Genomic DNA, 26997 nt, shown 5'->3' on the forward strand with positions numbered 1-26997 from the left:
TGTATTCGTTAGGTCTGACCGCCGTGCTCGTAAAAAGTTCGCAAAAATTTTCAGTTTGCGTAAAATCGAGCAAAATCCTTAATGAGTACTTTATGGAACCTGCAGCAAATTATCAATCAGATGTTCTTGTCATTGGTTCAGGCGCCGCCGGTTTAACCACCGCTTTGCAGTTAGCAGACCACCATTCAGTGATTATTGTTAGTAAAGGACCACTGACCGAGGGCTCTACTTACTACGCTCAAGGAGGAATCGCGGCAGTGTTCGATGAATCCGATAGCATCGAAAGCCATGTCGAAGATACCCTCATTGCCGGCGCTGGTTTATGTGAGCGCGAAACCGTTGAGTTTACCACACGTCATGCGCGAGAAGCCTTACAATGGCTGATCGATGAGGGCGTGGGGTTTGATCAGGTCGAATCTAAAGCAGATGCGCCGACCTATCATCTTAACCAAGAGGGTGGTCATAGCCATCGACGTATACTGCATGCCGCCGATGCCACCGGCAAAGCCGTTCAGACAACGTTGCAAGGCAAGGTATTGGCACATCCCAACATTAAGGTATTAGAACGATTTAACGCCGTCGATTTGATAACGGGTCGACGCTTACAGCGTGAGCTGGGTTGTTATGGGGCTTACTTATGGAATCGTAAGCTTGAGCGTGTTGAGACCGCCGCCGCGCGGTTTGTAGTGCTTGCTACAGGCGGTTCAAGCAAGGTGTATCAATACACCAGTAACCCTGATATCGCCAGTGGTGATGGTATCGCCATGGCATGGCGTGCAGGGTGCAGTGTAACTAACATGGAGTTCAATCAATTCCATCCGACCTGTCTTTATCATCCGAACGCGCAAAGCTTTTTATTAACCGAAGCGTTACGTGGCGAAGGCGCCGTGTTGCGACGCCCCGACGGCAGTCGATTTATGGATAGCTTTCACGAAAGTGCCGAATTAGCACCGCGTGATGTGGTTGCTCGAGCTATCGATTATGAGATGAAACGTTTAGGTGCTGACTGCATGTACCTGGATATCTCGCACAAAAGCGAAGCGTTTTTGCGTCAACATTTTCCAACGATCTTCGACAAGTGTCTTTCTCTTGGCATCGATATGAGTAAGCAACCCATCCCGGTCGTGCCGGCTGCTCATTACACCTGTGGTGGTATTACGACTAACCTCAATGCGCAAACCGACCTCCCTCGACTGTACGCAGTAGGTGAAGTCGCCTACACAGGACTACATGGCGCAAATCGAATGGCGAGCAACTCACTATTAGAGTGTTTAGTTTTTGCCCGTGCTGCTGCGCGACATATTCTCGAACAAAGTCACGAAGAACCTATCATTGATCGGCTGCCGGCTTGGGACGAGAGTCAAGTCAGTGACTCCGATGAGGAGGTGGTGATACAACACAATTGGCACGAATTACGTTTGTTTATGTGGGACTATGTCGGCATCGTCAGGACCACTAAGCGACTAGAACGCGCCCTGCATCGGATACAGCTGCTACAGCAAGAAATACACGATTATTACAGTAACTTTAAGGTCAGTAATAATCTGTTAGAGTTGCGAAACTTAGTTCAAGTAGCCGAACTCATCGTGCACAGCGCACTTCAACGTAAAGAGAGTCGTGGGCTTCACTATACCTTAGACTACCCCGATCTTGATCCTAACGCTAAGCCAACTCGCCTATTACCGCAACACCTATAGCTGGCAATGCAAACAACGTCGGAGCTGACACCACAGCGCCGGCGTTATTCGGCGACGATGGATACAAAAATAAAGACGTCGCCTTTTGCCAACGTTCGTATGAGGACGTAACTGAATAAGTAGCCAGCGATTTAAAACAAACCGCCATCTACATTTGCCCGCCCACAACTGACCATCGACCCACCATTGTAAGCTATCTTCGCTGACCGAAAGCAGCCTGTTTTCAGACTGCAGATGAAGCATAACCGTTAAACTTTTACGCGCGCCAACATCAGGTCAACCATGTGCTGAAGTTCAGCATCAGGACATTTTTTATGACCCATAAACCAAGCGAACAAGTCTGGGTCGTCACACGTTACAAGGCGGCGGAAAATCGCTTTGTCTTCCTCGCTTAAGTGGTCATACGCTTCATCGACAAAGGGTTCAAACAACACATCCAACTCGAGCATTCCGCGACGACAAGCCCATTTAAGCCGTCGTTTGTCTTTTAATGCTTCCTCAGATTGTTTTAGTGTGAACATTTTTACTCCCAACCTTGAATTCAATTTCAATAGCCTCATATTAGCATGACATGGCAATGAAAGGAGCCTTTTAAATGAGCAAAGTCATGTCAGAACTCACTTCTACTGACCAAACGTTACTGTGTCCGTTAGCGAGCTATGGACTCCTTTCGGTAACTGGAGACGATGCGCGCAGCTTTTTGCAGGGACAACTGACGGCTAACGTTAATGCACTCAAACCGGGTGATCTGTGTTATTCGGCCCACTGTGAACCGACCGGCAAAACGTTGAGCGTATTCTGGCTCTACTGCCACAGCGATAATGAGTTTTGGCTGATATTAAAACATTCAGCTATCGCACCCTCATTGGCACAGTTTGAAAAGTATGGCGTGTTTAATAAAGTCACTTTTGAAGATAAATCGTCAGACCTCAATTTGATCGGTTTAGTGGGTTCAAGCGAGACATTTGAACTTCCTAATGAGGCCGATCTTATTGCAAAACTTAAGGTTGGAAGCGAGCCAAATCAGTTCGTGCTAGTATATAAATCAGAAATCGAATCAAATTCTGACGAAAAGTTATGGGATGCCCTTGAAATAGAGCGAGTGCGTCCTCAACTTATAAGTGAACTTACGCAACAATTCGTACCCCAGATGTTGAATGTACAAGCGTGGGACGGAATTGATTTTAAGAAAGGTTGTTATATCGGCCAAGAGACTGTTGCCCGAATGCGTTACTTGGGTAAACAAAAACGCGCACTATTTCGTGTAAGTGGTACTGCACACGCCCCCTTTGAGGTGGGCGCGCAGGTTGAGCGGAAAGTGGGCGAAAATTGGCGTCGAGGAGGTACGATAATTATGGCAGTGAATCGTACCGACACCCAAGTAGATGGTTTAGTGGTATTACCGATCGATATTGAGATCGATACCCCACTCCGTTTGCAAGGTGACGACGATGGTCTCTTGGAAATACACACACTGCCGTATCAATTAGGTTAACTATTATGAGCGAAGCAATTGCCCCGAATAAAGTGGTCGCCATCCATTACACTGTTAAGACAGCTGAAGGTCAAACATTGGATCAGTCTAAGGAAGGCAATCCACTGAGCTTTATCCATGGCCGAGGCATGCTGATCCCTGGTTTAGAAAATGCATTGGAAGGTAAAGAAGTCGGCGAGAAATTTACCGCCGAAATCGGTCCTGAAGAAGCATACGGCGAACGTCACGAAGGTTTGATCCAAACAGTTCCACGTAACTTGTTTGGCGAAAACGATGTTCAACCCGGTATGCAGTTCCGTGCAAGCACCGACCAAGGCGACCAATCAGTCATCATCGTCGAAGTTAATGACGACGAAGTGACTGTCGATGGTAACCACCCATTAGCAGGTGTAAACTTAAACTTTGACGTTGAAGTTGTCGAAGTACGTGACGCAACTGAGCAAGAACTTGAACACGGTCACGTTCACGCAGATGGTGAAGACCACTAATCACTCAGTGATTAACGGTTAATGAATTAGGGGGCGATTATTCGCCCCTTAATTTTTGCTCTCGATTAATGAGTGCTCGCTTTCGATGCACCCCCGCCGAAAAACCTTTTAGTTCACCTTTTATGCCTATCACACGGTGACAGGGAATGACGATAATAAATGGATTTCTCGCAACCGCATTAGCAACAGCGCGTACGCTTTTGGGTCGTCCAATACGCTGAGCAATACACTGATACGATAATGTGTCGCCTGGTTTTATTTGTGTAAGTGTCGAAAGCACTTGCTGTTGAAATTCTGTCGTTTTTACTCTTAAAGGCAGGCTAAATTTCTGACGCGCGCCAGCAAAGTACTCTTCAAGTTGCGTTTGTGTTTGCACCAACACAGGATGCTTATGGTTGACAACCGAATGGCTTAAGTCTGGCACATTTTTTTGATCTTTATAATAAAGACCCGTCAGATGTGCCTCATTCGCCATAGCCACCATGTGCCCAAGCGGTGTGTCAAACTCTAAGTGGTACATTCAATCTCCAAAGCATAACGTTTAATAAAATTGAATAGTAAAGAACGTTTCCTTGTCTCTTTTTTCTAATTTATTAAATGGTAGACCAAAAAAAAGCCACCCGGCAAGGGTGGCTGTTAGATTATTTTGGACTTAATCTGCTTTAGGACGCATATGAGGGAATAAGAGTACGTCTCGGATGGTCGATGAATCTGTCAACAACATCACTAAACGGTCAATACCGATACCCTCACCCGCGGTTGGCGGCATGCCGTGTTCAAGCGCTGTGACATAGTCTTCATCATAGAACATCGCTTCATCATCGCCCGCCTCTTTAGCTTCCACTTGATCGCGGAAGCGTTGCGCTTGGTCTTCTGCATCATTCAGCTCCGAGAAGCCATTGGCCAACTCGCGTCCACCCGCAAAAAACTCAAAGCGATCGGTCACAAATGGATTCTCGTCATTACGACGTGCCAAAGGTGACACCTCTGCTGGATACGCCGTGATGAATGTAGGCTGAATCAAACGATGTTCAGCAACGGTTTCGAAAATCTCAATCTGGATCTTTCCTAGACCCCAAGCCGAATTGACATCCACACCGACTTGCTCTGCGATAGCGGTCGCCTGTTCGCGGTCGTTGAGCTGCTCCTCGGTAACTTCAGGCATATATTTAATAATCGCCTCTAACACCGTCATGCGCTCGAAGCGCTGGCCGAAGTCATAAGTCACGCCACCACTTTCAAATGTGGTTGAACCCAATACATCTTGAGCGATACCCCGTAGCATATCTTCCGTCATATCCATCAAATCGAAATAATCTGCGTAGCCCCAGTAAAACTCCAACATGGTGAACTCAGGGTTGTGACGAGTCGATAATCCCTCATTACGGAAGTTGCGGTTTATTTCAAATACTTTTTCGAAACCACCGACGACGAGACGTTTGAGGTAAAGCTCTGGAGCGATTCTTAGGAATAGCTCCATATCTAACGCGTTATGATGAGTTGAAAATGGACGCGCAGCAGCTCCGCCTGGAATGGTTTGCATCATTGGCGTCTCAACTTCCAGGAATTGATGTTCGTTAAGGTAGCGACGAATGTAATCAATAACGCGCGAACGCACTAAAAACGTGTTACGAGACTCCTCATTGGTAATCAAGTCAAGGTAACGTTGACGATAACGTGTTTCTTGATCCGCCAAACCGTGAAACTTATCTGGCAGAGGACGCAGCGCCTTGGTCAATAAACGCACGTCGTCGACTAACACACTCAGTTCGCCTGTCCCGGTTTTGAACAATACGCCACTGGCGCCAATGATGTCGCCTAAGTCCCACTTTTTGAATTCGCTGTTATAAAAACCCTCTGGCAAGTTATCACGGGCTACGTATAGCTGAATTTTTCCCGACATATCTTGAATCGTCGCAAAACTCGCTTTACCCATGATACGACGGGTCATCATTCGACCCGCGACTTTAACGCGAACGCCCTGTTGCTCAAGCGACTCTTTGTCCGCCTCGTCATACTCAGCGTGAAGATCCTTTGCCAGTGAATCACGGCGAAAGTCATTTGGAAAGGCAACGCCCTTCTCGCGTAACGCCGCTAACTTCGCTTTTCGTTGCGCGATTTGTTCGTTTACATCAACTTCTGGCGTTTGCGACTTATCTGTCATAATCTTGCTTCCTCTTCGAATACGTTTCTATCGCGACTTAACTTGGCTACAGACCGCTTTTTAAGCTGGCCTCGATAAATGGATCGAGCGCACCATCTAACACCGCCTGTGTGTTTCTGTTCTCGATGCCGGTACGCAAATCTTTGATGCGCGCATCATCGAGCACATACGAACGAATTTGACTGCCCCAGCCGATATCCGCTTTTGAATCTTCCAGCGCCTGCTTATCTTCGTTCTGCTTTTGAATCTCTAACTCATACAATTTCGCTTTTAATTGCTTCATCGCAGAGTCTTTATTTTTATGTTGCGAGCGATCGCTTTGACATTGCACCACAATCCCTGTGGGTTCATGGGTTATTCGCACCGCGGAATCCGTCCGGTTAACGTGCTGTCCACCCGCACCAGAAGCGCGGTAGGTATCAATGCGTAAATCTGACGGATTAATTTCTATTTCAATATCATCGTCGACTTCAGGATAAATGAATACCGATGCAAATGATGTGTGGCGTCGGTTGCCGGAATCAAAGGGCGATTTACGCACTAAGCGGTGTACGCCTGTTTCGGTACGCAACCAACCGTAAGCATATTCGCCTGCAATACGCACTGTCGCCGATTTAATACCCGCAACCTCACCTTCAGAAAGCTCGGTAATTTCTGTTTTGAATTCATGCGCTTCAGCCCAGCGCAAATACATGCGTAATAGCATGTTTGCCCAGTCTTGGGCTTCCGTCCCCCCAGAGCCTGACTGAATATCCACGTAGCAATCTGATGAGTCATTGTCGCGTGAAAACATGCGACGAAATTCGAGCGCCTCTAGCTGAGTCAATAACTCTTTTAACTCTTGTTCAGCCTCATCAAAGGTGGTTTCATCCTCTGCTTCCACAGCTAAGTCGACTAAACCCTCGATATCCTCTAACCCTTGTTCTAAGTTATCGAGTGTTTCAATCACTTGCTCAAGTGCAGCGCGCTCTTTACCCAAACTTTGGGCTTTGGGCGGATCATCCCACACTTCAGGTTGTTCAAGTTCTCGGGTAACTTCTTCTAAACGCTCCTTTTTATGAGCGTAGTCAAAGATACCCCCTAAGTGCCTCACTACGTGAGCGCATCTCTTTAATGGCGTTGTAAGTGGCGTTTGTCTCAAACATCACATGACCCTTAGTTGTTTAATTGGCATAAACGGGTATTTTACCGCAAAGCGCGCAGTTGCTCCACCAACAACTGCACTGAAGTACGTCCGCGAAAATGATTCAGTTGTGGTTTATAGACAAGTTCGACCCACTGACACTGATGATTGGGCCACTGCTCAATATCGCAATAAAACGATATGGCATCGAAAATACCGCCTTCGGGGCTTTGAACGACGAGCTTGAGATGCTTTTCCCCCACAATACGCTGCTGCAGTATCCGAAACTCGCCATCAAAAATAGGTTCTGGAAACTTTTGTCCCCAAGGTCCAAAACGTTCGAGTTGCTGAATAAATTCAACCGTTAATTGCTCATCGGATAACTGACCATCGGACCAGATAACGGGTTGTACAACCTCATCAGTCAGCCAATCAGCTGCCGCTTGCGACACTGCGCTTTGAAAGGTGTTTAGTTGTGCTTCGGCTAAAGACAGTCCAGCGGCCATCGCATGACCGCCAAAACGTTCAATTACATCGGGATATTGAGTGTCCACACGCTCAAGCAGGTCGCGAATATGTACACCATCAATTGAGCGCGCGGAGCCTTTTAAATGAGTATCACTTTCTTTAGCAAACACGATTACCGGACGATGGGTTCGCTCCTTTACACGCCCTGCGACGATACCAATTACCCCGCTATGCCATTGTTCGTTATAGAGCACAATGACATTCGGCAGCTGACCTTGATTATCGAGCTGAAGCTGACTCACAATGGACTCAGCCTCAGCTTTCATGTCCGCCTCAATTTCCCGTCGCTGTTTATTCAAGTCACATAATGTTTGAGCAAGCTGTTGCGCGCGCTCAGACGACGCCAGCAAACATTCGATACCCAGGCTGATATCATCAAGGCGCCCCGCGGCATTTATACGAGGCCCTATGGCAAATCCCAAGTCACTCGCTTGTAACTTTGCAATATCGCGACCACTTTGCTCAATTAATGCGCGTATGCCGGCGCGACACTGACCTGCTTTAATACGATTGAGGCCTTGCTGAACCAAAATGCGGTTGTTTTTATCGAGCGGCACCACGTCGGCAACGGTACCTAAGGCCACCAAGTCAAGAAAGTCTGCTAAATTGGGTGTCTGCTCACCCGTTTCGCGCAATCGTGCGCGTAATGCCGCCAATAGATAAAATGCAACGCCGACACCGGCTAACGCTTTGCTCGGAAACTCACAGCCGGGTTGATTAGGATTGACTATCGCAGCCGCTGGCGGTAATGACGCAGGGGCTAAATGATGATCGGTAATGACTAACTTGATTCCTAATTCGGCGGCGCGTATTGCCGCATCATGTGCGGCAATACCATTATCGACCGTGAGTATCAGCCCCACCTGTTGCTCCGCTAGCTGCTCAACAATCGCTGCTGAAAGGCCATACCCCTCAGTCATTCGGTTCGGCACGCGATAAGTGACTTTGGTGAAACCTAACTGCGGTAGAGCGGACATCAATAATGCGGTACTGGTTGCACCATCCGCGTCAAAGTCACCACAGATGACAATCGCTTCATTGTGTTCACGTGCCTCGAGCATCGCTTCACATGCCGCATCAATACCTCGCAACTGAGAAAAATGCGCCATACCCTGCAAACGAAGATCGAGTTGTTCGGGTCGAGTAACCCCTCGATGCGCTAAAATTTGTCGAATGATCGCAGGCCAGTCCGCTGGTAGCTGTTCGGCGAAGTGCTCCGGATAACGCTTAACTACTTTGAACGTCATAACTCGTTATCAGCTTTAATTTCATCAATGATTGCATCTGCTGTTCGCATTCCGGGCAACATACGACCGCTCGGTAAAACTACGGCGGGCGTTCCTGTTACACCCAGCATTTGTCCTAGCTGGTAGTGTTCAGCGACGGGATTATCGCATAAGGTAGTGGCGCGGATCGCTTGATCATTGAATAGTGATGACAACGCTTTGGCGCTATCTTTTGCACACCAAGCTTGCTGTAATTCCCGTCCGCCCTTCGAAGCTAGGCCACCCCGCGGAAATGCCAAATACTGAATAGTAATGCCTTTATCAAGATAACTTCCCAAGTTGTGATGCAATTTCCGACAATAGCCACAGGTTGTATCGGTAAAAATAGTAATGGCATACTGTTGCTTAGATGATGGATAAACAATCATTTCATCTTGGTGTTCAGCCACTTTTTCTTTTCGCAATGCCTTTAATGCCTGCTCAGTTTCATTCAACGGTGCGCCCTCACCCAACTGATACAGGTTACCGACTAGCAAGTGTTCACCATCAGCGGTCATGTAAACGATTCCCTGATTAGTGGACAGCTCATACAGGCCATCAATGCCCGCTGGCTTTATAGTTGAGATCTCGACACCCAAACGTTCCAATTTACTCACGTCTGGCTGTTGCTCAGCCAGCGCATTGACCGACAAAAACAAGAACGACACCGCAACGGCGCTAAGACTAGGAAACAACTTCATATTGACCTCGATTATCCTCGTGGATGGAACGTTGCATGCATTTGCTGCAAGCGCTCTTTTGCTACTTGTGTATAAATTTGTGTTGTTGACAGATCGCTATGCCCTAGCAACATTTGCAGTACCCTCAAGTCAGCGCCATGATTAAGCAAGTGAGTAGCAAACGCATGACGCAGTGTATGAGGCGACAAATGGCTATTGATCTGGGCCTGTTCGGCATAGGTTCGGATCCGATACCAAAAAGCTTGCCGCGTTAACAACGTCCCTCGCTGAGTAATAAACACCCACCCCGACTGACGCTCGCTGAGGACTGGACGACCCGACTTCATATACCGCGATAGCCATTCGATAGCTTCCTCACCCAACGGCACTAACCGTTCTTTATCACCTTTACCGACAACGCGCACCAAGCCTTGTGCCAATGAGACTTGGTCATATTGTAACCGGACCAGTTCCGTTACTCGCAAACCGGTTGCGTACAATACTTCGAGCATCGCTCTATCGCGCAAACCAATGGGCGTATCGACATCAGGTGCATCTAATAGGGACAACACATCGGATTCAGTCAGTGAGTGAGGTACTGCGGGGCTCATTTTAGGACGTTTAAGCTTAGCGATCGGATCGGTGACAAACCAGCCTGACTTTATGGCGTATGGCGTCAGCTTTTTCATAGCACTCAAAAACCGTGATGTACTCCGCGGTGACAGACCCTGAGAGCGACGCCAAAGCAGATAATCTTGCACGACCGTAGATGTTACCTGATGAAGACCCAACCTGTGTTGTGCCAAAAACTCGCAAAACTTCTTTAAGTCACTGCGGTAAGCTGCTTGCGTATTCTCACTCACACCGTGAGCAAGCCATAAATGCTCAACAAATTGCTCAATACGCTCTGCATCTTGTGGATGAATTTTCATGCCCATTCTTGTACTGACAACTGGAAAGATGTCAGCTTACATGAGAGGTTGCTGATCTTCTATACCCATTGACTGCAAAACATCGTACAAACGAGATGGGTTGGAGCGTCGCTGCGGCTGTTGCTTGACGAGCTTGCTACGTTGACGACGCTGTCTCGTTTGCCAATCCAAGTTTGCAATGAGTTCCAATGGCAGACGATTGGGCGACGCGTCTAAGACAAGAGGTTGCGGATTCAAGGCATCAACAAGGCGCTGCTGGGTCAGCTCAGAAGCATCGTTATAAACGCCAGCCGGCAATTTATAATGACCGCCAGCATCCAGTGGGCGTGGTCGTGCAGCACCAATCCTTCGTTGCCAGTTCGGCTCGGGTGGTGTCATCCCTTCAACGGCAGGCCTATCACTCAGCGCCGATACCCAGTAAGCAAAAGTCGCGGCAAAACCGTCATTGATTGCTTCGTTGGCAAACGACTCTGCTGTTTTAACAAAGGAATCCAATTGTGGTTCTCGTACCACTTGCATTGCTAACTCCGCTGACTGACATATCAGTCATATCGGCAAAGTACGAGAAACAATGAGTTTTTTTAGTTTACCCTTTACAACAGAGTTCAGGTTGCTATCATACGCGCTCTTCTGATGGAGGGGTTCCCGAGCGGTCAAAGGGATCAGACTGTAAATCTGACGGCTCAGCCTTCGCAGGTTCGAATCCTGCCCCCTCCACCAATTCTTCTTATTAAGCGTTCATATCCAATACTATTTTTCCAAACGTTCGATTTTCGCGCATGTAGTCCATCGCTTCATTCACATCCGTTGCTGGCACCACTTGATCAATCATTGGCATAACGCGACGCGCATTGAATGCGTCTCCAAATTCCGCCCACAATTCACTCAAAATGGCTCCCTTGCGTTCAGCGGAGAGTGCTCGGAGCGTTGAGCCGATGATACGTTGTCGCTTGATTAGCATTCGTCCAAAGTCGACCTGGCCCTCACGTCCCCCCATTAAACCGATTAGCACGATGCGACCTTCGGTATTTAAAAAGCGTTGGTCTCGGGCAATAGAGTCACCGCCGATGGGATTCAATATCACGTCAACACCTTCTTTCTCTATAGCGTTCCAGTCTCGCTCATGATGTCGATTTATCGACAAACTCGCGCCCAGCTTTTGACAAAAAGTTTGCTTTTCGTCAGTTCCTACCACCGCGACCGTACTAATTCCTTTCTCTTTGCATAATTGAAGCAGGGATGTGCCAACTCCTCCCGCTGCCGCATGCACCAGCACTCGCTCTGACGGTTTAACACGCGCCAATTGAAAAACATTGAGATATGCGGTCGCGAAAGTTTCCAACCAACCTGCTCCTTGCGCTTTCGACCACCCTTGAGGTAGCGGGAGTACTTGTTGTTGATCAACAATGACGTGCTGAGCATAGCCCCCAGCGGCAAGCAAAGCGCAGACATCGTCCCCCACTGCAAAAGTATCCACTTGATCGCCAACAGCGACAATCTGACCACAACACTCGAGCCCGGGAATGTCTGACGCTCCCGGCGGAGGTGGATAGGCTCCTGCGACCTGCATTAGATCAGCGCGATTGATACCCGCATGGCTAATTTCAATTTTTACTTGGTGAGCACTGAGTTCCTTTGATAGCTCCGCTTCATTCCACTCAATTTGCCCTTCTTTAATGGATGCTACTCTCATAATTTACTTATTTCCCTTTAAATTGCGCGTTAAACCGAGTAGAGACTTAACATAATTTATGTTTGACAGTATGCTTTCATTAATTCTTCTATTAGTGTCTACGGTATGAGCGAAGTACTGGATTTATCGGAAAAACGTGTCCTAATCATTGAGGATCAAAAAGCCTTTCAAGTCATGTTGAAGGGGCTTTTGATTAATCTCGGTGCAAAAGAAGTCGACGCTAAACGAACCGGTGAAGCGGGCATTGCAGCCTATGCACGCCGACCCTACGACATTATGTTGGTCGACTACAATTTAGGCCGAGGAAAAAACGGTCGCCAAGTGCTCGAGGAGTTACGGCAGCGCGGTATGCTTAAGCCTGAAACGCTATTTTTTATCATCACTGGCGACAACACGCGACCAATGGTACTCAGTGCACTTGAGCTTCAGCCCGACGACTATCTGACAAAACCGTTTTCACACCGCGTTCTACATGCGCGTTTATTAAGAGCTTATAAACGCAGAATGTGGCTAAGAGATGTATTCAAAACGTTGTTTAATAAAGACTATCAGCAGTGTATTACCGCTTGTCAAAAACATATCGACGCTCAAAGTCGCTATGCCAACTACTGTCAAAAATTACAAATTGAACTGTTTAATAAAACAGGTCAACTTGAGGCCGCTGATGCCGCGATTGCCCGTTTATTGGAAGAAGGTGGTCAGAGTTGGGCGAGTTTAAAGCTGGCTGAAACGCGTTTACTTCAGCAACGCCCTGATGATGCTCTCGAACTGTTAAATATTGTTATAAAAAAAATGCCGAATGCGATTGAAGCGCACGATCTGAGAACGCGCTGTCACCTCAGCAAGGCGGCACTCGATGATGCCCTCGATAGTGCCCGCATGGCCATTTCTATGGCGCCGTTCTCGATCGAGCGGCAGACCCTACTAGCACGCATCGCACGTGATTCAGAGAATTACGAAATAGCCAAGCAAGCGATGAACAATGTGCTACAAATCGCCCGTACTTCGGTTCATCGTAACGTGCAACATCTGTGCAATTACCTACGTTCCATCTTAGATGCCGCCGAGCATGCGGAAACGCGCCAGCAAGTAGCGAAATATCAAACTGAAGCGACCATGGAATTGCAGCGTGCGCGCTACGATGAAAACCTCGTTTATTCAGATATCGCTTTTGAAACGATCGAGTCCGTATTACTGTCACGCATCGACGCTTTCAACGGACGCTTACGCGAAGCTCAAGACAGACTTAACCAAATTTTTGGTGTTGATTTAGCAGCAGGCCACTCGTTGCCTGAGGAAGTAAGCTTCGATATCGTCGCTATTTTGATGGATTTAGGTGAATTTGAAAAAGCGGATGACATTATGAAGCAGTATCAACAGCTGTTCTCCGTTGATGAATACACTGACCGTCTGTTAAAAGATCGAGTAAAACGATCTGAACAACGTCGCAGTCAATTCCGACAGCTACATGAACGCGGCATCAAAGAATATGAAGAGCGCTTTTATAAGGAAGCACTCAACAGTTTCCGAGAAGCACTAAAAGTAGCTCCTCTCAACAGCGGCGCCGCTCTTAACTTTATACAGGCTGCTGTTCGATATTGTGCCGAAGCAAACTCGAATAAAGAAATTGGCTTCTTGAAAAAAGAATGCCTCTCATGTTTACGTACGCTACAAGGTTTAACGTTAACGGATTCACATGCCGCTCGTTACGAGCAGCTGATTAAACAAACTGCTCGTTTTAACCTTAGCTAAGCCTCAGTCAGCCTTCCCTGTTGGTAATCACGAATAGCTTGCTCTATCTCCTGTGTCGTATTCATGACAAAGGGACCATATTGGCTGATAGGTTCACCTATTGCATCTCCCAACAACAACATAACGCCGGAGCCTTGCTCCCCATGAATAATACTGGTGTTCAATGGGCCGTCGAAGACCACAAGCTCGCCTCGTTCAACTTGCTCACCGTCAAGCGTAATCGAGCCTTGATACACATATAGCAATTGCGTTGTGTAGGCCATGATATCCAGTTTTTCGCTGCTGGCTTCAGAAAAACGTAAGTCAGCAACTAAAAAACGCTGTTCAGGTAAATTTACCGGTCCTTCTTGCTCGCCATAACGACCCGCGATCAATCGCAACATACTTTGCTGAAGATGAACTTCTGGAATGACATCTGCTTTGTAGTCGAACCATTCGGGCGCATCCATCTTAAATTTGGCAGGTAGGTTTATCCATAATTGAAACCCCCACATAAGACCTTCTGTTTGCTTGGGCATTTCAGCATGGATAATTCCTCGAGCCGCTTTCATCCACTGCACACCTCCCGCTCCAACAAGCCCTTTGTTGCCGACCGAGTCTTCATGAGCCATTTCACCCGCCAGCATATAAGTTAACGTACAAAAACCACGGTGAGGGTGTGGTGGAAAACCAGCAATATAATCATCGGGATCGTCTGAGCGAAATTCGTCCAGCATTAAAAACGGGTCCTGATGTTTAAAGCCAGGCTGATTGATAATGCGAGATAGCTTAACACCCGCTCCGTCTTGCGCCGCTATCCCCTTAACGCGTTTTAATACACCCATGACCCACTCCTTAGAATGATAACTCAGGACCCACTGGTATAATCTGAGTGGGATTAATCGTTTTATGGCTGCCATAATAATGGCGCTTAATATGATCCATTACCACCGTTTCTGAAACGCCCGGGTAGTGAAACAAACGGCTCAAATAGTCACGCATCCGTGGATAATCACTGATGCGGTATTTATTAGCTTTGAAGTGGCCAAAATAGACGGCATCAAAACGTACTAGCGTGGTAAACAATCGCCAATCTGCTTCGGTGAGTTGGTCGCCGACTAAGTAATCACGTCCGTCTAGGCGCTCTTCAACCCATTCTAAGGCGTCAAATAACGCTTTGAATGCCTCTTCATACGCACGCTGTTCGGTCGCAAAGCCACATTTATAAACACCGTTATTTATACCGTGATAAACGCGTTCATTGACTTCATCAATTTCCTGTTGCAGATGGTCGGGATAAAAATCGAGCTCATTTCCGGTTAAATCATTAAACGCGGAGTTAAAGATACGTATGATCTCTGCCGACTCATTATTTACGATAGTTTCCTGTTGCTTATCCCATAACACAGGCACAGTGACACGGCCGGAGTAGTTCGGATCAGCTTTCAGATATAATTGGTACAGAAAGTCCGACTGATAGAGCGGATCGTTAAGCGGAGCAGCTGAAAACTCCCACCCATTTTCTAGCATCAAAGGATGAACAACTGAGACATCAATATGTTGCTCAAGTCCTTTAAGTTTTCTAAAAATTAGAGCTCTATGAGCCCAAGGGCATGCGTAGGATACAAACAGATGATAGCGACCCGACTCTGGCAAGAAAGGGCCCCCCTGCTCGATACTGTTACGAAACTGTGACTCACTTCTAACGAAACGTCCGCCATGCTTTTTGGTGTCGTACCACTTATCATGCCACTCGCCATCAACTAACAAACCCATTATTGATCTCCTATTTATCAACTACAGTGATAATAGAACATATTTTTTAGGATTATTAGCGCAGATTTTCCGTGATTACATTCGATTTTCTAGAAGATCTGAAATCACATTCGCCGCCACATCGCTCGCTGACTGATCGAGTTGTTGATGGATACGGTCAAACTCGGCGACTAGCGCTTGGTTGTTTTCATCGATTAACTGTTCCATGTGTGCGACGATCCGTTCAACCGTTGCATCACTTTGCGCCAACTCTGGAACGATAGCCCGATTCGCAAGTAGGTTGGGTAAAGAGAAGAAAGGCGCATGAAAAAGCCGTTTAATAATTTGATAAGAAAGCCAAGCAAAACGATAAGCAACGACCATCGGACGCTTGATTAATAACGCCTCTAGCGCCACCGTTCCTGATGTGAGCAGTAGGTAATCGCACGCCCCCATTACTTCTCTACTATGTCCGAGACACACTTCGACATCGGTCTGCATGTCATTATCTTCTAGCAGAGCAGTAAACTCATCCGCACGCGCCTGATTGACCATTGGAGCAATAAACTTTAACTCGGGATGGGTCTTTTTTAGTGCCTTACAGACCTGTAAAAATGTCGGCGCCATACGCGCTAACTCGCCTTTGCGACTCCCCGGTAGTAAGCCCACATATTGACCTAACTCGGGGTACCCCAGTTGTCGTCTTGCGGCGGCTTTATTCGTTTCTCGGGGAATAGCATCAGCCAACGGATGTCCAACAAAGGTCGCGGACAATCCATGCTCATCATAGAACTGCTTTTCAAACGGAAGCAGGCACAACACGTGATCAACAGCCTTTTTAATCCCTTTAATCCGACCTTCTCGCCACGCCCAAACCGATGGACTGACATAATGAACGGTTTTAATACCTACGTCTTTGAGTCTTTTTTCAATCGTAAGGTTAAAATCTGGGGAATCAATTCCAATAAAAATATCTGGCTGTTGCTGACGTAAAAACGTGACGAGTTGCTTACGATGCTTTAATAACTTAGGTAAGTGCCGAAGGACTTCAGCCACGCCCATGATAGATAGGTCCTCCATGGGAAAAAAAGAGCGAAGCCCCTCACTTTCCATAAGAGGCCCCCCAACACCCACGAATTCAATATTTGCATAGCGTGATTTTAACGCCGCCATGAGGCCCGCACCCAAAATATCTCCTGAGTGCTCACCTGCGACCAAAGCAACTTTCACGGACATCACTGGTTTATCCATTAGGGGCGAATAATGCCTCTTTGAGAGCGCTTAACGAATTCAATAAACTCGTCGAGTTTCGGCTCTTCAAGTGCACTAATTTGCTCTAACGCCTCGTCTACCGTTAAACTCGAGCGATATAACAATTTATAAGCGCGACGAATATTACGGATTTCATGCTCACTAAATTGCCGGCGCTTTAATCCCTCTGAATTAATTGTACGAGGACGCGCATTATGTCCTTGTGCCATAATAAAGGGTGGAATATCTTGTACAACGATTGAGTTAACGGCTGCAAACGCGTGCGAGCCAATATGGCAAAACTGGTGTACCCCTGTTAAGCCACCCAGAATGACTTGATCGCCAACGTGAACGTGACCTGCTAACGTCACTAAATTGGCAAAAATGTTGTCATTACCAATGATGCAGTCGTGCGCCACATGGACATACGCCATAAACAGGTTTCGATCACCAATACGGGTGATACCCTCATCTTGAACTGTGCCACGATGAATTGTCACTGATTCTCGGATAACGTTATCGTCGCCAATCACTAGTTGTGTCGGCTCGCCAGCGTATTTTTTATCTTGGCAGTCCTCACCCACGCTGGCAAACTGATAAATCGTATTTCGTGCACCAATTTTCGTAGGGCCTTTAATCACCACATGCGATCGAATGTCGCAATCATCACCTATTTCTACGTCAGGACCAATGAATGTCCACGGCCCGACAGAGACATTAGCGCCGAGTTTAGCAGACGAATCTATAATTGCCGTTTCGTGGATCACTAGACTTCCCTTCTCGCGCAAATGATGTCTGCACACGCGGCCAATTCACCTTCAACTTCAGCGCGGCCTGAAAACTTCCAAATACCACGACGCTCTTTTTCAAACGTTACGTGAAAGTGAATCGTATCGCCGGGAATAACTTGCCGTTTAAAACGCGCATTATCGATACCAGCAAACAAGTATAAATCGTTTGCAGTCGATTTTTGCTCAGTGATGCGGAATCCTAGCAGTCCCGCTGCTTGCGCTAAGCCTTCAAGTAATAAGACCCCTGGAAAAATTGGATTACCCGGAAAATGGCCGTTAAACATCGGCTCATTGAAACTCACATTTTTAATTGCATGAATCTCTTTCTCGCAATCACAAGAAATTACACGATCAATCAATAAAAATGGATAGCGGTGTGGCAGTAAGTCGAGTACACCTTGAATATCAAATCCAGAGTCAGTGGCTTTCAACATCCTCTCCCTTTACTTAATTTTTTGCAGTTCTTGCTCGATACCTTTTACACGTTTGAAAAGGTCATCTAACTGACGATAACGCGCCCCGTTTCTGCGCCACTCGCGATGACTGGCTGCGGGGATACCCGAAGCATAAACGCCAGGTTCATTGATTTCTTTAATGACCATGGCAAAACCCATAATTTGCACATCATCACAAATACTGATGTGACCATTAATGGCTGATGCACCGCCGATCATACAACGTTTACCAATACGACAGCTTCCCGCCAATACGGTACAACCCGCGATGGCCGTATTTTCATCAATAAATACGTTGTGTGCAATTTGGCACTGGTTGTCAATAATACAGCCGTTACTTATCACTGTATCGTCTAACGCGCCTCTATCGACTGTGGTACTTGCCCCAATTTCTACATCGTTGCCGATGATCACACGGCCAATTTGAGGTATTTTTAGCCATTGACCATTTTCAGGTGCCCAACCAAATCCGTCTGCGCCAATCACTGCCCCCGAATGGACATTACATTGAGCGCCGATAACACAACGGTGGTAAATGTGCACACCTGACCAAATTCGAGTATTTTCCCCGATACTCACTTCAGGTCCGATGTGAGCATGCGACCCTATCGCCACATTATCACCAATCACTGCGCCCGCCTCAATCACAACGTACTCGCCTAAAGCAACATTGCTACCAAGCTTAGCTGTGGGATGTACGCGCGCAGTCTCGGCGACGCCCTCGGCTGGTGCCGGGGTAGTATCGAGGCGTTGAGCAATTTTGGCAAAAGCGGCATAGGGATTGTTGACTACGATGGCATTTATCGCAGGCGTGTCTTCTACATCTTTCGGTGAGAGTATAACTGCGCCCGCATGACTTGATTCAAGCTGGCTTTTGTAGCGACTGTTGGCCAAAAAAGCTATTTGCGTCGCAGACGCAGACTGCAACGTTCCTATGCCAGTAACAACAAGGTTCGCGTCGCCGCGAACCTCACCATCAACATACTCTGCTAACTGCTTTAAAGAGTATTCTGTCATTGATTAGTTACCTGAATTGCCGCTCATACGCTCAACAACTTTTGAAGACAAATCATTATCAGACTTCATGAACGCAACTGCGTTACTTTGCAATACCAAATCATAATCACCGGCTTCAGCAACGGCATTAATGGCATTCTGTACCTTGCCTAATAACTCATCCCGCTCTTCCGCTTGACGACGACGCGTATCTTCTTGTAACGCCTTGCTTTTTAACTGTGCCTCAGCAACGAGTTGCTCGAGTTCACGATTCAATTGCGTCTTTTCTTCCGCAGACATGACAGATGCGTCACGTTCTTGCTTCTGACGAAGCTCTTGGATTTTTTGCTCTAACTGACGCATTTCTTCAAAACGGTCCTGAAACTCAGTTTGCAATTGCTGTGAGATTTGCTCACGTTGTGGCAATTGTTGAAACACTTGCATCATGTCAACAACGCCAATTTTCTGTTGTGCGCTCGCCGCACCCGCAAACATTGCACTAGAAACAGCCAGCGCTGCAACGGTTGTTTTCACTAACTTTTTCAAAATTAACTCCTCAAAAAATTTGTTGTTCTTTTATTGCGAACCTATCGCCTTGAACGGTCTACATCGATACTTTATCAGAATGTCGTACCGATGTTGAACGAGAATATCTGAGTTTCGTCGCCTTCCACTTCTTTAAGCGCTCTACCTAGAGAGAAAGTGAGCGGTCCCATCGGCGAAATCCATTGCACAGATACACCGGCTGAAACACGGAAGTCACCTGGATCGCTGTAGTCGCTGAGTGGCTGACTCTGACCTATTAAATCTAAGCCTTTATACTTCTCATAGTCAAACTCAGTATCCCAAACGGTACCGACATCAACGAAAATACTTGTACGCACAGTGTTACGCATACTTTCATCAATAAACGGCGTTGGCACAATAAGTTCAACCCCTCCCACAACTTTGGCATTACCACCAACGGCATAACGACTCACGGTGATGGATTCAGCATCTGAACCTGCCGGATAACCGCCCGGCAAACCTGTCCAGTCTGGCGGCGTTGCGACTTGATCCGCATAACTATAAATAGCACGAGGACCTACCGTATTCGGCTCAAAGCCTCGCAAGTCGCCCTGTCCACCAACGCGGAAAGATTCCCAGAACGGCAGTAAGTAATCGTTGCCGGCGTCATCGGCACCATAACCATTACCATAACCGAGATTAAAACGTGTCAATAATGTCCATTGTTGATCATCAGATAATGGCCAATAATATTTAAAGTCATAGCCCACCTGGAAATATTGAATATCACTAAAGGGCGCAGACACTTCAAAAGATGCACGTTGAGATGAACCTGATGTAGGGAATGTACCGCGGTTAAGGGTGACTCGAGACCAGCCAACATTGAAGTCGTAGATATCAAAGCCAACGCCTGAATCAGGGCTCTCAGGGTTTAAAAACGCTTGATAAAACTTACGTATTTGCTCGTAACCATCGACGTTCGTCACCTCTTGGCGCTTGTAGCCAACACCAAAACTAAAGCTGTTGATTTCGTCAACCGGGAAACCAATCGTACTACCGACACCATAGGTGCGCTGATTGTACCGAATTAAGTTTTCTGCTCGTCCCGCATCGAATTCACTTAAAAACACCTGGCCCGACAAAGACACACCGTTGGTAGTAAAGTAAGGGTCGGTATACGAAACGCTGAAGTTCTTCTGGAAACGACTGGTCGATACATTGATACCTGCGCGATTACCCGTACCCAAAAAGTTACTTTGCTGAATACCGGCGTTGAGTTGCAGGCCTGAATAGTCACCGTAACCAATACCCGCCGTAAATGAACCTGAAGGTTGCTCTTTTACCTTATACGTGACATCCACTTGATCAGGTTGTCCTTCCACTTTTTCCGTCGAAGTCTCAACCGTTTCGAAAAAGCCGAGTCGCTCTAGGCGCACTTTACCTTGCTCGACCTTGTTATCTGATAGCCATGCACCTTCAAGCTGACGCATTTCACGACGCAAGACTTGGTCTTCGGTCGTTGAATTACCCTCAAACGCAATGCGACGAACGTAAACGCGATTACCTGGATTGACTGAGAACGTCAGTTTAACGGTTTTGTCTTCGTCATTACGCTCAGGAATCGCCTTTACTTCTGGGTAGGCATACCCATAGCCACCGAAGAAACGACCAACGAGGTCTTCAATATAAGTGACTTGAGCCGCATTATATAGCGTCCCCTCTTTAATCGTAGTTAAGCGATTAACGATGTCCTCATGACCTTTCAAATCACCAATTACATCAGTTTCGCTTACGTAATATTTCTCGCCCTCATTCACATTGACCGTGATGTAGACACCCGACTTATCAGGCGTGACAGAAACCTGTACCGATTCAACTTGGAACTGAAGATAGCCGCGATCGCGATAATAAGATTCGAGTGTTTCTAAGTCGCCACTTAATTGCTCTTTCTGGTAGCGTTTTTCGCCGATGATATTCCACCACGGTAATTTATCGCGCAACTCAAAAGTATCTAAAAGCAGTTCGTCTGGAAATGCCTTGTTACCGACAATGTTGATTTGTGCAATTTCAGCGGCATCGCCTTCTTCAAAGTTCATGCGAAGCTCGACACGATTACGCGGTAATTCAACCACCTCAAGGTCAACCTGAGCGTTATACTTACCGACACTTTGATAAAAGTCTTCTAACCCTTTCTCGATACCTGAGATCGTCGTTCGATCAAGCGGCTCTCCTTGAATAATGTTGTTATCTTGGAGGCTCTGCTCTAACTGCTCGTCCTTAATATCATTATTACCCTCGAAGGTAATTTCAGCAATTGTTGGACGCTCACTGACACGGAAAATCAACGTGTCATTGTCACGTACTGCTTCGATGTAATCGAAGTGAGTAGACGAATAGAGTGATTTGATCGCACTGCGAATTTGCAGCTCTGACACTTCATCACCCACTCGAACAGGAATATATGTCAACGCAGCACCGAGTGCCACACGTTGTAAACCTTTAACTTCGATATCTTGGACAACAAATTCATCTTGTGCTTGCGCTGCGGGCGAAACAGCCGCCGCAACCATGGCACTCACTAACAGCTTTTTAAACGTCATTATAACTAGCTACTTATTGTTGACTTTGAATTAGAATGCGAAGCGCATGATGTCATTACTTATGGCGATTATCATCAATGCAAAGACTAACGCACCACCAATCCGGTAACAGATGTCTTGAACTTTTTCTGACACCGGCTTCCCTCTCACCCATTCAGCAACGAAAAATGCTAAATGTCCCCCGTCAAGCATGGGTAAAGGCACCAGATTGATTATCCCTAAATTTACACTTAATAGCGCGAGAAAGCTGAGAAAATAAACAAATCCACTACTCGCGCTAACGCCAGCGCCTTCAGCAATACTCAAAGGGCCAGCGAGATTTTTTACGGACACATCGCCCGTGATTAGCTTTCCAATCATTTTGACGCTTACAACCATGAGTTCCCATGTCTGCTCAGCGCCTTTCATTAAACCACCGACAATACCATATTGATGGTTGAACACATAGCCCTCGGGCAACTCTCCTACCTCAGGGGCGATGCCTAGGTAACCTATGACATCAGAACCTCGTTCGCGTTCACCAGGAATAACAGTTATTTTTTGTTCGGCTCCTTGGCGCTCGATAGTCAAGGTCAAGGCAACTCCTGCGGACTCGGCGATAGTTCCAGTCAATTGTTGCCAGCTTTCTAGCGGCTGACCATTGAGCTCGGTCACTTTATCGCCCGCTTCTAGACCCGCTTGTTGCGCCGGAGAGTCATCAACAACCTGCGCTAATGTAGTGGAAACATTAGGTCGGTAAACTTGAATCCCCAAGCTACCAAAGGTTGTTTCCGTTTCAGGATCAAACTGCCACTGCGAAATATTTAAGGTTTTTTTCTGTATCGTGCCGTCGGGGCTACTTACGGTAATTGAGAGTTCATCGTTACCAATGGCACTCATCAAACCGAGTTGTACCTGCTGCCAATCGTATGCTTCTACGTTGTCGACTTTTACAATCTCACTGCCCTCTACAAAGTCTGCTTGTGCTGCAATAGACCCGGGCGCAACATCGCCTATAATGGGCTTAACCGTAGGGACCCCAATACCAAACATAAGCCATAGTACAGCGACGGCGAGAATGAAATTAGCAATCGGTCCAGCCGCCACAATGGCAAAGCGCTTATACACTGACTGGGCATTAAAGGATACATGTTTGTCTTGCTCACTGACCTCATCAACACGTTCATCGAGCATACGAACATAGCCACCTAGCGGAATAATACCGACTTGATAGCGCGTACCATCGCGTGCCACCCGTGACCATATCGCTTTACCGAACCCCACCGAATAGGTCAGTACCTTGACGCCACAGCGTCGAGCCACCCAAAAATGTCCGAACTCATGAAAAGCGACCAAAATACCTAAGGTCACTACAAACGAACCGGCGTACCATAACCAATCAAGCATAAACAACTTGCTCCACACGTCGTGATGCTGCACGTCGCGCTTGTGCATCAATAGCCATAAGTGCGTCTACCGAATCCACGTGCGCTGACACCAAGTTTTGCAATGCTGAGTCACACACTTCAGCAATATCAGTGAAGCGAATTTGTCCTTTCAAAAACGCTGCAACCGCCACCTCATTGGCAGCGTTTAAAGTGGTCGTTGCCGACTGTCCATGCCAACAACTATCTATCGCCAGTTTCAGACAAGGATAACGTGCAAAATCCACGGGCATAAAACTGAGTTCACCAAGCGTCATGAAATCGAGTCCCTTCACACCACTGCAAATTCGCTCAGGGAAACCTAATACATGAGCAATAGGCGTGCGCATGTCAGGCTCTCCCATCTCCGCCATCACTGAACCATCAACATATTGTACCATTGAGTGAATAACGCTCTGCGGATGTATTACAATATCAAGCTGTTCCCGACGACAATTGAATAGCCACCGTGCCTCAATGTATTCCAGACCCTTATTGAGCATGGTTGCAGAATCGACAGAAATTTTCTGTCCCATTGACCAATTGGGGTGATTGCAGGCCTGTTGAGGTGTTTGGTTAACAAGCTCATCGATAGGAGTATGACGAAAGGGCCCGCCCGACCCCGTTAGCAGCAGTTTATCAATGCCATGATTATTCAGTTGCATGTAGCCGACTTGCTGTTGTGCGCTATCCGGTAAACATTGAAATATTGCATTATGCTCTGAATCAACAGGAAGAATTTGAGCGCCACTTTCACGCGCGGCATTAATAAATAACTCACCGCTCACCACTAACGCTTCTTTATTAGCGAGCAAAACACGTTTACCGCAATTGATAGCCGCTAGTGTCGGTGCCAGGCCAGCAGCACCTACTATCGCGGCCATAATGACATCGACTTCTGCACACGCACTCACGTCGGATAATGCACTCGCACCACCCAATACTTCGGTCCGCGTATCCATCGGCAATTGTGCACGCAGTTGTGATGCTGCGTGTTCGTCCACCATCACGGCATACTGAGGTTGATAACGGCACACGATATCGAGCATGGCACTCACGTTACCATGAGCTGTGACGGCAAATAGTGAATAAGTATCAGGGTGACGAGCAACGACATCTAACGTATTCTGACCAATAGAACCCGTCGCGCCTAAGATGGTAATCGATTGACTCATACTTAACGTAAAAACTCCAAGTAAGCCAATGTAAACACAGGCACTGCCGCGGTTAGACTATCTATGCGATCTAATATGCCGCCATGTCCTGGCAGAATTGAGCCGCTATCTTTTACGCCGGCACTGCGTTTAAACATACTCTCATTCAAGTCACCAAACACAGACGCCACGACAGTAAATAATCCTGTCAAATAGTAGCCGGTAAATTGGTCAGCCGGTATTTGAGTCCAGTGTGAAACCACCATCATGACGATAAATGCCAGCGTTAATCCACCGCAGAGACCTTCCATTGTCTTACCCGGGCTTACCGCAGGCATCATTTTATTACGTCCGTAACGGACACCGGCAAAGTAGGCGCCAACATCCGCGGCCCATACTAACAATAGAATAAACAATACCACCCATCCGCCAAAATAGGGTTGTATATCAATATTGATTGAACGCACGGTGACCAAGGCTGCCCAAGTTGGAACAAAAATCAACATGCCAAAAATACCAACGATCGAACGTGTCCGGGACCACATACGTCGACTCGACGGATAGTTGACCACCAACGCTAATGCACAGACCCACCAAATACCGCCGGCAGCGATCGTGGCATAAATAATTTGATTAAGCGTGCCTGCTTTCCACAAGTGTTCAAATGGCACAGCAAGGCTTAATGCGCCAATTATTATTCCAATGCCGAGTGTATACGCAATACGTGAACGGACTTTGGTGAGCCCCATGAGCGGTGCCCATTCCCACGCGCCTAACATCAATACAGCTTGGATAAATAAGGAAAAGCCCCACAGCGGCAGTAAAAAGACCGCATAGAGGGCGACGGGTATCAAAATGACAGCTGTCAAAATTCGTTGTTTAAGCAAAAATTCAGTCCTCTACACGCGCATTCATTGTTTCAAAGAGCTCAGTGATTTGCTCACTGGTAAGCCCATAACGGCGTTCCCGTTGCGCGAATTCTGCAACAGCACTTGCGAATGCTTGATCGTCAAAGTCAGGCCATAGTATCGGGCTGAAGTAAAATTCTGCATACGCTATTTGCCATAGCAAGAAATTACTCACCCTCTGTTCGCCACCCGTACGAATGAGCAAGTCAGGTTTTGCCTGATCAGCTAAACATAAATAGCGCTCGAAAGTACGTTCAGTAATGTCTGATGCCGCTAATTCATTATTGGCCACCGCCGTTGCCACTTTACGCGTCGCCTGGGTAATATCCCACTGACCACCGTAATTTGCGGCGATATTAAGTGTCATACCGCGACACTCGGCAGTCATCTCTTCAGTCTGTTCAATATGCTTTCGTAAGCGACTTGAAAACTGTGTCTTATCACCAATAACTTGAAGCTTGATATCATTTTGTTTGAGTTTATCCGCTTCCTTTTTAAGTACATTGATGAATAACTCCATCAGTAGCGATACTTCCGCGGCCGGTCTATTCCAATTTTCACTACTAAAGGCAAATAGCGTAAGCGACTGGATCCCGTTTCGACGTGCAAAGCTAACCGCTCTCCTAACCGCCTCGGCTCCCTTTTTGTGACCAAACGTTCTTCGTTTGCCTTGTTGCTTAGCCCAACGCCCATTCCCATCCATGATAATAGCGACATGCTTGGGCATCACTTGTTGTATTGTTGGAGATTGCTTCATGCTGTCCGCCAATAATTAAAACGCCGCATAGAGACTACACGGCGCCGTCTAGAGCACGGAATGGAATTAAACTTCCATTAAATCCTGTTCTTTAGCTTTGAGTGACTCGTCGATTTTTTTCACGTACGTGTCGGTTAGCTTTTGGACATCGTCCTCTGCCGAGTGTTCCTCATCCTCAGTGATTTCCTTTTCCTTTAACAACTCTTTTAGATCGTTATTCGCATCACGACGAATGTTACGCACCGCTACACGCGCTTGTTCGGCTTCTGCACGAACAATTTTTACCAAGTCACGGCGGCGTTCTTCGGTCAACGGTGGTAGAGGAATACGAATGACTGCACCTGCAGATGCTGGGTTTAAACCCAAGTCAGAGGTTAAAATAGCCTTCTCGACAGCTTGAGCGGACGATTTGTCAAATACGGTCAATGCCAATGTACGAGAATCTTCTGTAGTAATGTTAGCGAGCTGCTTAAGTGGTGTATCAACCCCATAGTAGTTCACCATCACACTATCAAGAATACTCGGATGCGCGCGTCCTGTACGCACTTTTGACATTTGACTACGGAGCGACTCTACGCTCTTTTCCATGCGCTCTTTTGCGTCTTTAATAATATCGTTAATCAC

Annotated in this window: 26 protein-coding genes and 1 tRNA gene; 5 read left to right on the forward strand and 22 right to left on the reverse strand. The window is 47.0% G+C overall.

What is annotated here, in order from left to right:
- The first annotated feature begins 92 nt into the window (after nt 1-92).
- Entirely contained in the window at nt 93-1697 is a 1605-nt protein-coding gene (nadB, locus tag ABNS04_RS01725) for an L-aspartate oxidase (RefSeq protein WP_272978075.1), read from the forward strand.
- Between the two features lie 248 nt (nt 1698-1945).
- Here the strand turns inward: nadB and ABNS04_RS01730 are convergent, their stop codons facing one another.
- The gene (locus tag ABNS04_RS01730) at nt 1946-2218 is read right to left on the reverse strand and encodes a succinate dehydrogenase assembly factor 2 (protein WP_006956082.1); all 273 of its coding nucleotides are present in this window, start codon (nt 2216-2218) and stop codon (nt 1946-1948) included.
- Between the two features lie 74 nt (nt 2219-2292).
- On the opposite strand from ABNS04_RS01730, the gene ABNS04_RS01735 reads away from it, so the two are divergent.
- Together ABNS04_RS01735 and ABNS04_RS01740 are read left to right on the forward strand one after the other, a co-directional pair.
- Entirely contained in the window at nt 2293-3192 is a 900-nt protein-coding gene (locus ABNS04_RS01735) for a folate-binding protein (protein ID WP_272978076.1), read from the forward strand.
- A 5-nt stretch (nt 3193-3197) separates the two neighbouring features.
- Complete coding sequence (locus ABNS04_RS01740; protein ID WP_006956084.1) at nt 3198-3680, forward strand: peptidylprolyl isomerase; 483 nt, start codon at nt 3198-3200, stop codon at nt 3678-3680.
- A gap of 37 nt (nt 3681-3717) precedes the next feature.
- On the opposite strand, the gene ABNS04_RS01745 is transcribed toward ABNS04_RS01740, so the two are convergent.
- The 7 genes from ABNS04_RS01745 to ABNS04_RS01775 form a co-directional block, all read right to left on the reverse strand.
- Nucleotides 3718-4200 (reverse strand): methylated-DNA--[protein]-cysteine S-methyltransferase, encoded by a 483-nt coding sequence (locus ABNS04_RS01745; protein ID WP_272978077.1) that lies wholly within the window; start codon nt 4198-4200, stop codon nt 3718-3720.
- Nucleotides 4201-4332: 132 nt separating this feature from the next.
- The gene (gene lysS / locus ABNS04_RS01750; protein ID WP_006956086.1) at nt 4333-5844 is read right to left on the reverse strand and encodes a lysine--tRNA ligase; all 1512 of its coding nucleotides are present in this window, start codon (nt 5842-5844) and stop codon (nt 4333-4335) included.
- A gap of 46 nt (nt 5845-5890) precedes the next feature.
- A protein-coding gene (gene prfB / locus ABNS04_RS01755; RefSeq protein WP_116287553.1) for a peptide chain release factor 2 occupies nt 5891-6989 on the reverse strand; the annotation gives its coding sequence in 2 pieces (ribosomal slippage) (nt 5891-6913 and nt 6915-6989; 1098 coding nt in all).
- 40 nt (nt 6990-7029) lie between these two features.
- A complete protein-coding gene (gene recJ, locus ABNS04_RS01760; RefSeq protein ID WP_348671170.1) occupies nt 7030-8742 on the reverse strand; it encodes a single-stranded-DNA-specific exonuclease RecJ in 1713 nt (570 codons plus the stop codon).
- Entirely contained in the window at nt 8739-9461 is a 723-nt protein-coding gene (locus ABNS04_RS01765) for a thioredoxin fold domain-containing protein (protein ID WP_272977445.1), read from the reverse strand. Before ABNS04_RS01765 ends, recJ begins: the two co-directional genes overlap by 4 nt.
- Nucleotides 9462-9472: 11 nt before the next feature.
- A complete protein-coding gene (gene xerD, locus ABNS04_RS01770) occupies nt 9473-10372 on the reverse strand; it encodes a site-specific tyrosine recombinase XerD (RefSeq protein ID WP_348671171.1) in 900 nt (299 codons plus the stop codon).
- Between the two features lie 36 nt (nt 10373-10408).
- The gene (locus ABNS04_RS01775; protein ID WP_006956091.1) at nt 10409-10891 is read right to left on the reverse strand and encodes a VC2046/SO_2500 family protein; all 483 of its coding nucleotides are present in this window, start codon (nt 10889-10891) and stop codon (nt 10409-10411) included.
- 116 nt (nt 10892-11007) lie between these two features.
- Here ABNS04_RS01775 and ABNS04_RS01780 point away from each other — a divergent pair.
- Nucleotides 11008-11092 (forward strand) — tRNA-Tyr (locus tag ABNS04_RS01780).
- Between the two features lie 10 nt (nt 11093-11102).
- Here the strand turns inward: ABNS04_RS01780 and ABNS04_RS01785 are convergent.
- On the reverse strand, nt 11103-12065 hold the full coding sequence (locus ABNS04_RS01785; protein WP_272977448.1) for an NAD(P)H-quinone oxidoreductase: 963 nt from the start codon (nt 12063-12065) through the stop codon (nt 11103-11105).
- 105 nt (nt 12066-12170) lie between these two features.
- On the opposite strand from ABNS04_RS01785, the gene ABNS04_RS01790 reads away from it, so the two are divergent.
- Nucleotides 12171-13817 carry a response regulator gene (locus tag ABNS04_RS01790; protein WP_006956093.1) on the forward strand — a complete coding sequence of 549 codons (1647 nt, stop codon included), beginning with the start codon at nt 12171-12173 and terminating at the stop codon, nt 13815-13817.
- On the opposite strand, the gene ABNS04_RS01795 is transcribed toward ABNS04_RS01790, so the two are convergent.
- The 13 genes from ABNS04_RS01795 to frr all read right to left on the reverse strand — a co-directional run bounded on the left by ABNS04_RS01795 (nt 13814) and on the right by frr (nt 26997).
- Nucleotides 13814-14641 carry a pirin family protein gene (locus tag ABNS04_RS01795; protein WP_006956094.1) on the reverse strand — a complete coding sequence of 276 codons (828 nt, stop codon included), beginning with the start codon at nt 14639-14641 and terminating at the stop codon, nt 13814-13816. The two genes, ABNS04_RS01790 and ABNS04_RS01795, sit on opposite strands and share 4 nt — an antisense overlap.
- A 10-nt stretch (nt 14642-14651) precedes the next feature.
- Entirely contained in the window at nt 14652-15572 is a 921-nt protein-coding gene (locus ABNS04_RS01800; protein WP_272977449.1) for a glutathione S-transferase family protein, read from the reverse strand.
- 75 nt (nt 15573-15647) lie between these two features.
- Complete coding sequence (gene lpxB, locus ABNS04_RS01805) at nt 15648-16802, reverse strand: lipid-A-disaccharide synthase (RefSeq protein WP_272977450.1); 1155 nt, start codon at nt 16800-16802, stop codon at nt 15648-15650.
- A complete protein-coding gene (lpxA, locus tag ABNS04_RS01810; protein ID WP_006956097.1) occupies nt 16802-17569 on the reverse strand; it encodes an acyl-ACP--UDP-N-acetylglucosamine O-acyltransferase in 768 nt (255 codons plus the stop codon). Before lpxA ends, lpxB begins: the two co-directional genes overlap by 1 nt.
- The gene (gene fabZ, locus ABNS04_RS01815) at nt 17569-18027 is read right to left on the reverse strand and encodes a 3-hydroxyacyl-ACP dehydratase FabZ (RefSeq protein ID WP_006956098.1); all 459 of its coding nucleotides are present in this window, start codon (nt 18025-18027) and stop codon (nt 17569-17571) included. Before fabZ ends, lpxA begins: the two co-directional genes overlap by 1 nt.
- Before the next feature lie 9 nt (nt 18028-18036).
- A complete protein-coding gene (gene lpxD, locus ABNS04_RS01820) occupies nt 18037-19065 on the reverse strand; it encodes a UDP-3-O-(3-hydroxymyristoyl)glucosamine N-acyltransferase (protein ID WP_272977451.1) in 1029 nt (342 codons plus the stop codon).
- A gap of 3 nt (nt 19066-19068) precedes the next feature.
- Nucleotides 19069-19590 carry an OmpH family outer membrane protein gene (locus ABNS04_RS01825; protein ID WP_272977452.1) on the reverse strand — a complete coding sequence of 174 codons (522 nt, stop codon included), beginning with the start codon at nt 19588-19590 and terminating at the stop codon, nt 19069-19071.
- Between the two features lie 74 nt (nt 19591-19664).
- Complete coding sequence (gene bamA, locus ABNS04_RS01830; RefSeq protein WP_348671172.1) at nt 19665-22151, reverse strand: outer membrane protein assembly factor BamA; 2487 nt, start codon at nt 22149-22151, stop codon at nt 19665-19667.
- A 30-nt stretch (nt 22152-22181) separates the two neighbouring features.
- Nucleotides 22182-23537 (reverse strand): sigma E protease regulator RseP, encoded by a 1356-nt coding sequence (rseP, locus tag ABNS04_RS01835; protein WP_006955313.1) that lies wholly within the window; start codon nt 23535-23537, stop codon nt 22182-22184.
- Nucleotides 23530-24729, reverse strand: a complete 1200-nt coding sequence (gene ispC / locus ABNS04_RS01840) for a 1-deoxy-D-xylulose-5-phosphate reductoisomerase (RefSeq protein ID WP_272977912.1) — start codon at nt 24727-24729, stop codon at nt 23530-23532. Before ispC ends, rseP begins: the two co-directional genes overlap by 8 nt.
- A 2-nt stretch (nt 24730-24731) precedes the next feature.
- A complete protein-coding gene (locus ABNS04_RS01845) occupies nt 24732-25595 on the reverse strand; it encodes a phosphatidate cytidylyltransferase (RefSeq protein ID WP_006955311.1) in 864 nt (287 codons plus the stop codon).
- Nucleotides 25596-25599: 4 nt separating this feature from the next.
- Nucleotides 25600-26373, reverse strand: a complete 774-nt coding sequence (uppS, locus tag ABNS04_RS01850) for a polyprenyl diphosphate synthase (RefSeq protein ID WP_006955310.1) — start codon at nt 26371-26373, stop codon at nt 25600-25602.
- A gap of 66 nt (nt 26374-26439) precedes the next feature.
- Nucleotides 26440-26997, reverse strand: coding sequence for a ribosome recycling factor (gene frr, locus ABNS04_RS01855; RefSeq protein WP_006955309.1), 558 nt, complete (start codon nt 26995-26997; stop codon nt 26440-26442).

It is taken from the genome of uncultured Idiomarina sp., assembly GCF_964010655.1.
Classification (GTDB): domain Bacteria; phylum Pseudomonadota; class Gammaproteobacteria; order Enterobacterales; family Alteromonadaceae; genus Idiomarina; species Idiomarina baltica.

Coding starts and splice junctions, on each gene's coding strand:
- nadB (WP_272978075.1), top strand. CDS start 93: ATGGAACCTGCAGCAAATTATCAATCAGATGTTCTTGTCATTGGTTCA.
- ABNS04_RS01730 (WP_006956082.1), bottom strand. CDS start 2,218: ATGTTCACACTAAAACAATCTGAGGAAGCATTAAAAGACAAACGACGG.
- ABNS04_RS01735 (WP_272978076.1), top strand. CDS start 2,293: ATGAGCAAAGTCATGTCAGAACTCACTTCTACTGACCAAACGTTACTG.
- ABNS04_RS01740 (WP_006956084.1), top strand. CDS start 3,198: ATGAGCGAAGCAATTGCCCCGAATAAAGTGGTCGCCATCCATTACACT.
- ABNS04_RS01745 (WP_272978077.1), bottom strand. CDS start 4,200: ATGTACCACTTAGAGTTTGACACACCGCTTGGGCACATGGTGGCTATG.
- lysS (WP_006956086.1), bottom strand. CDS start 5,844: ATGACAGATAAGTCGCAAACGCCAGAAGTTGATGTAAACGAACAAATC.
- recJ (WP_348671170.1), bottom strand. CDS start 8,742: ATGACGTTCAAAGTAGTTAAGCGTTATCCGGAGCACTTCGCCGAACAG.
- ABNS04_RS01765 (WP_272977445.1), bottom strand. CDS start 9,461: ATGAAGTTGTTTCCTAGTCTTAGCGCCGTTGCGGTGTCGTTCTTGTTT.
- xerD (WP_348671171.1), bottom strand. CDS start 10,372: ATGAAAATTCATCCACAAGATGCAGAGCGTATTGAGCAATTTGTTGAG.
- ABNS04_RS01775 (WP_006956091.1), bottom strand. CDS start 10,891: ATGCAAGTGGTACGAGAACCACAATTGGATTCCTTTGTTAAAACAGCA.
- ABNS04_RS01785 (WP_272977448.1), bottom strand. CDS start 12,065: ATGAGAGTAGCATCCATTAAAGAAGGGCAAATTGAGTGGAATGAAGCG.
- ABNS04_RS01790 (WP_006956093.1), top strand. CDS start 12,171: ATGAGCGAAGTACTGGATTTATCGGAAAAACGTGTCCTAATCATTGAG.
- ABNS04_RS01795 (WP_006956094.1), bottom strand. CDS start 14,641: ATGGGTGTATTAAAACGCGTTAAGGGGATAGCGGCGCAAGACGGAGCG.
- ABNS04_RS01800 (WP_272977449.1), bottom strand. CDS start 15,572: ATGGGTTTGTTAGTTGATGGCGAGTGGCATGATAAGTGGTACGACACC.
- lpxB (WP_272977450.1), bottom strand. CDS start 16,802: ATGGATAAACCAGTGATGTCCGTGAAAGTTGCTTTGGTCGCAGGTGAG.
- fabZ (WP_006956098.1), bottom strand. CDS start 18,027: ATGTTGAAAGCCACTGACTCTGGATTTGATATTCAAGGTGTACTCGAC.
- lpxD (WP_272977451.1), bottom strand. CDS start 19,065: ATGACAGAATACTCTTTAAAGCAGTTAGCAGAGTATGTTGATGGTGAG.
- bamA (WP_348671172.1), bottom strand. CDS start 22,151: ATGACGTTTAAAAAGCTGTTAGTGAGTGCCATGGTTGCGGCGGCTGTT.
- rseP (WP_006955313.1), bottom strand. CDS start 23,537: ATGCTTGATTGGTTATGGTACGCCGGTTCGTTTGTAGTGACCTTAGGT.
- ispC (WP_272977912.1), bottom strand. CDS start 24,729: ATGAGTCAATCGATTACCATCTTAGGCGCGACGGGTTCTATTGGTCAG.
- uppS (WP_006955310.1), bottom strand. CDS start 26,373: ATGAAGCAATCTCCAACAATACAACAAGTGATGCCCAAGCATGTCGCT.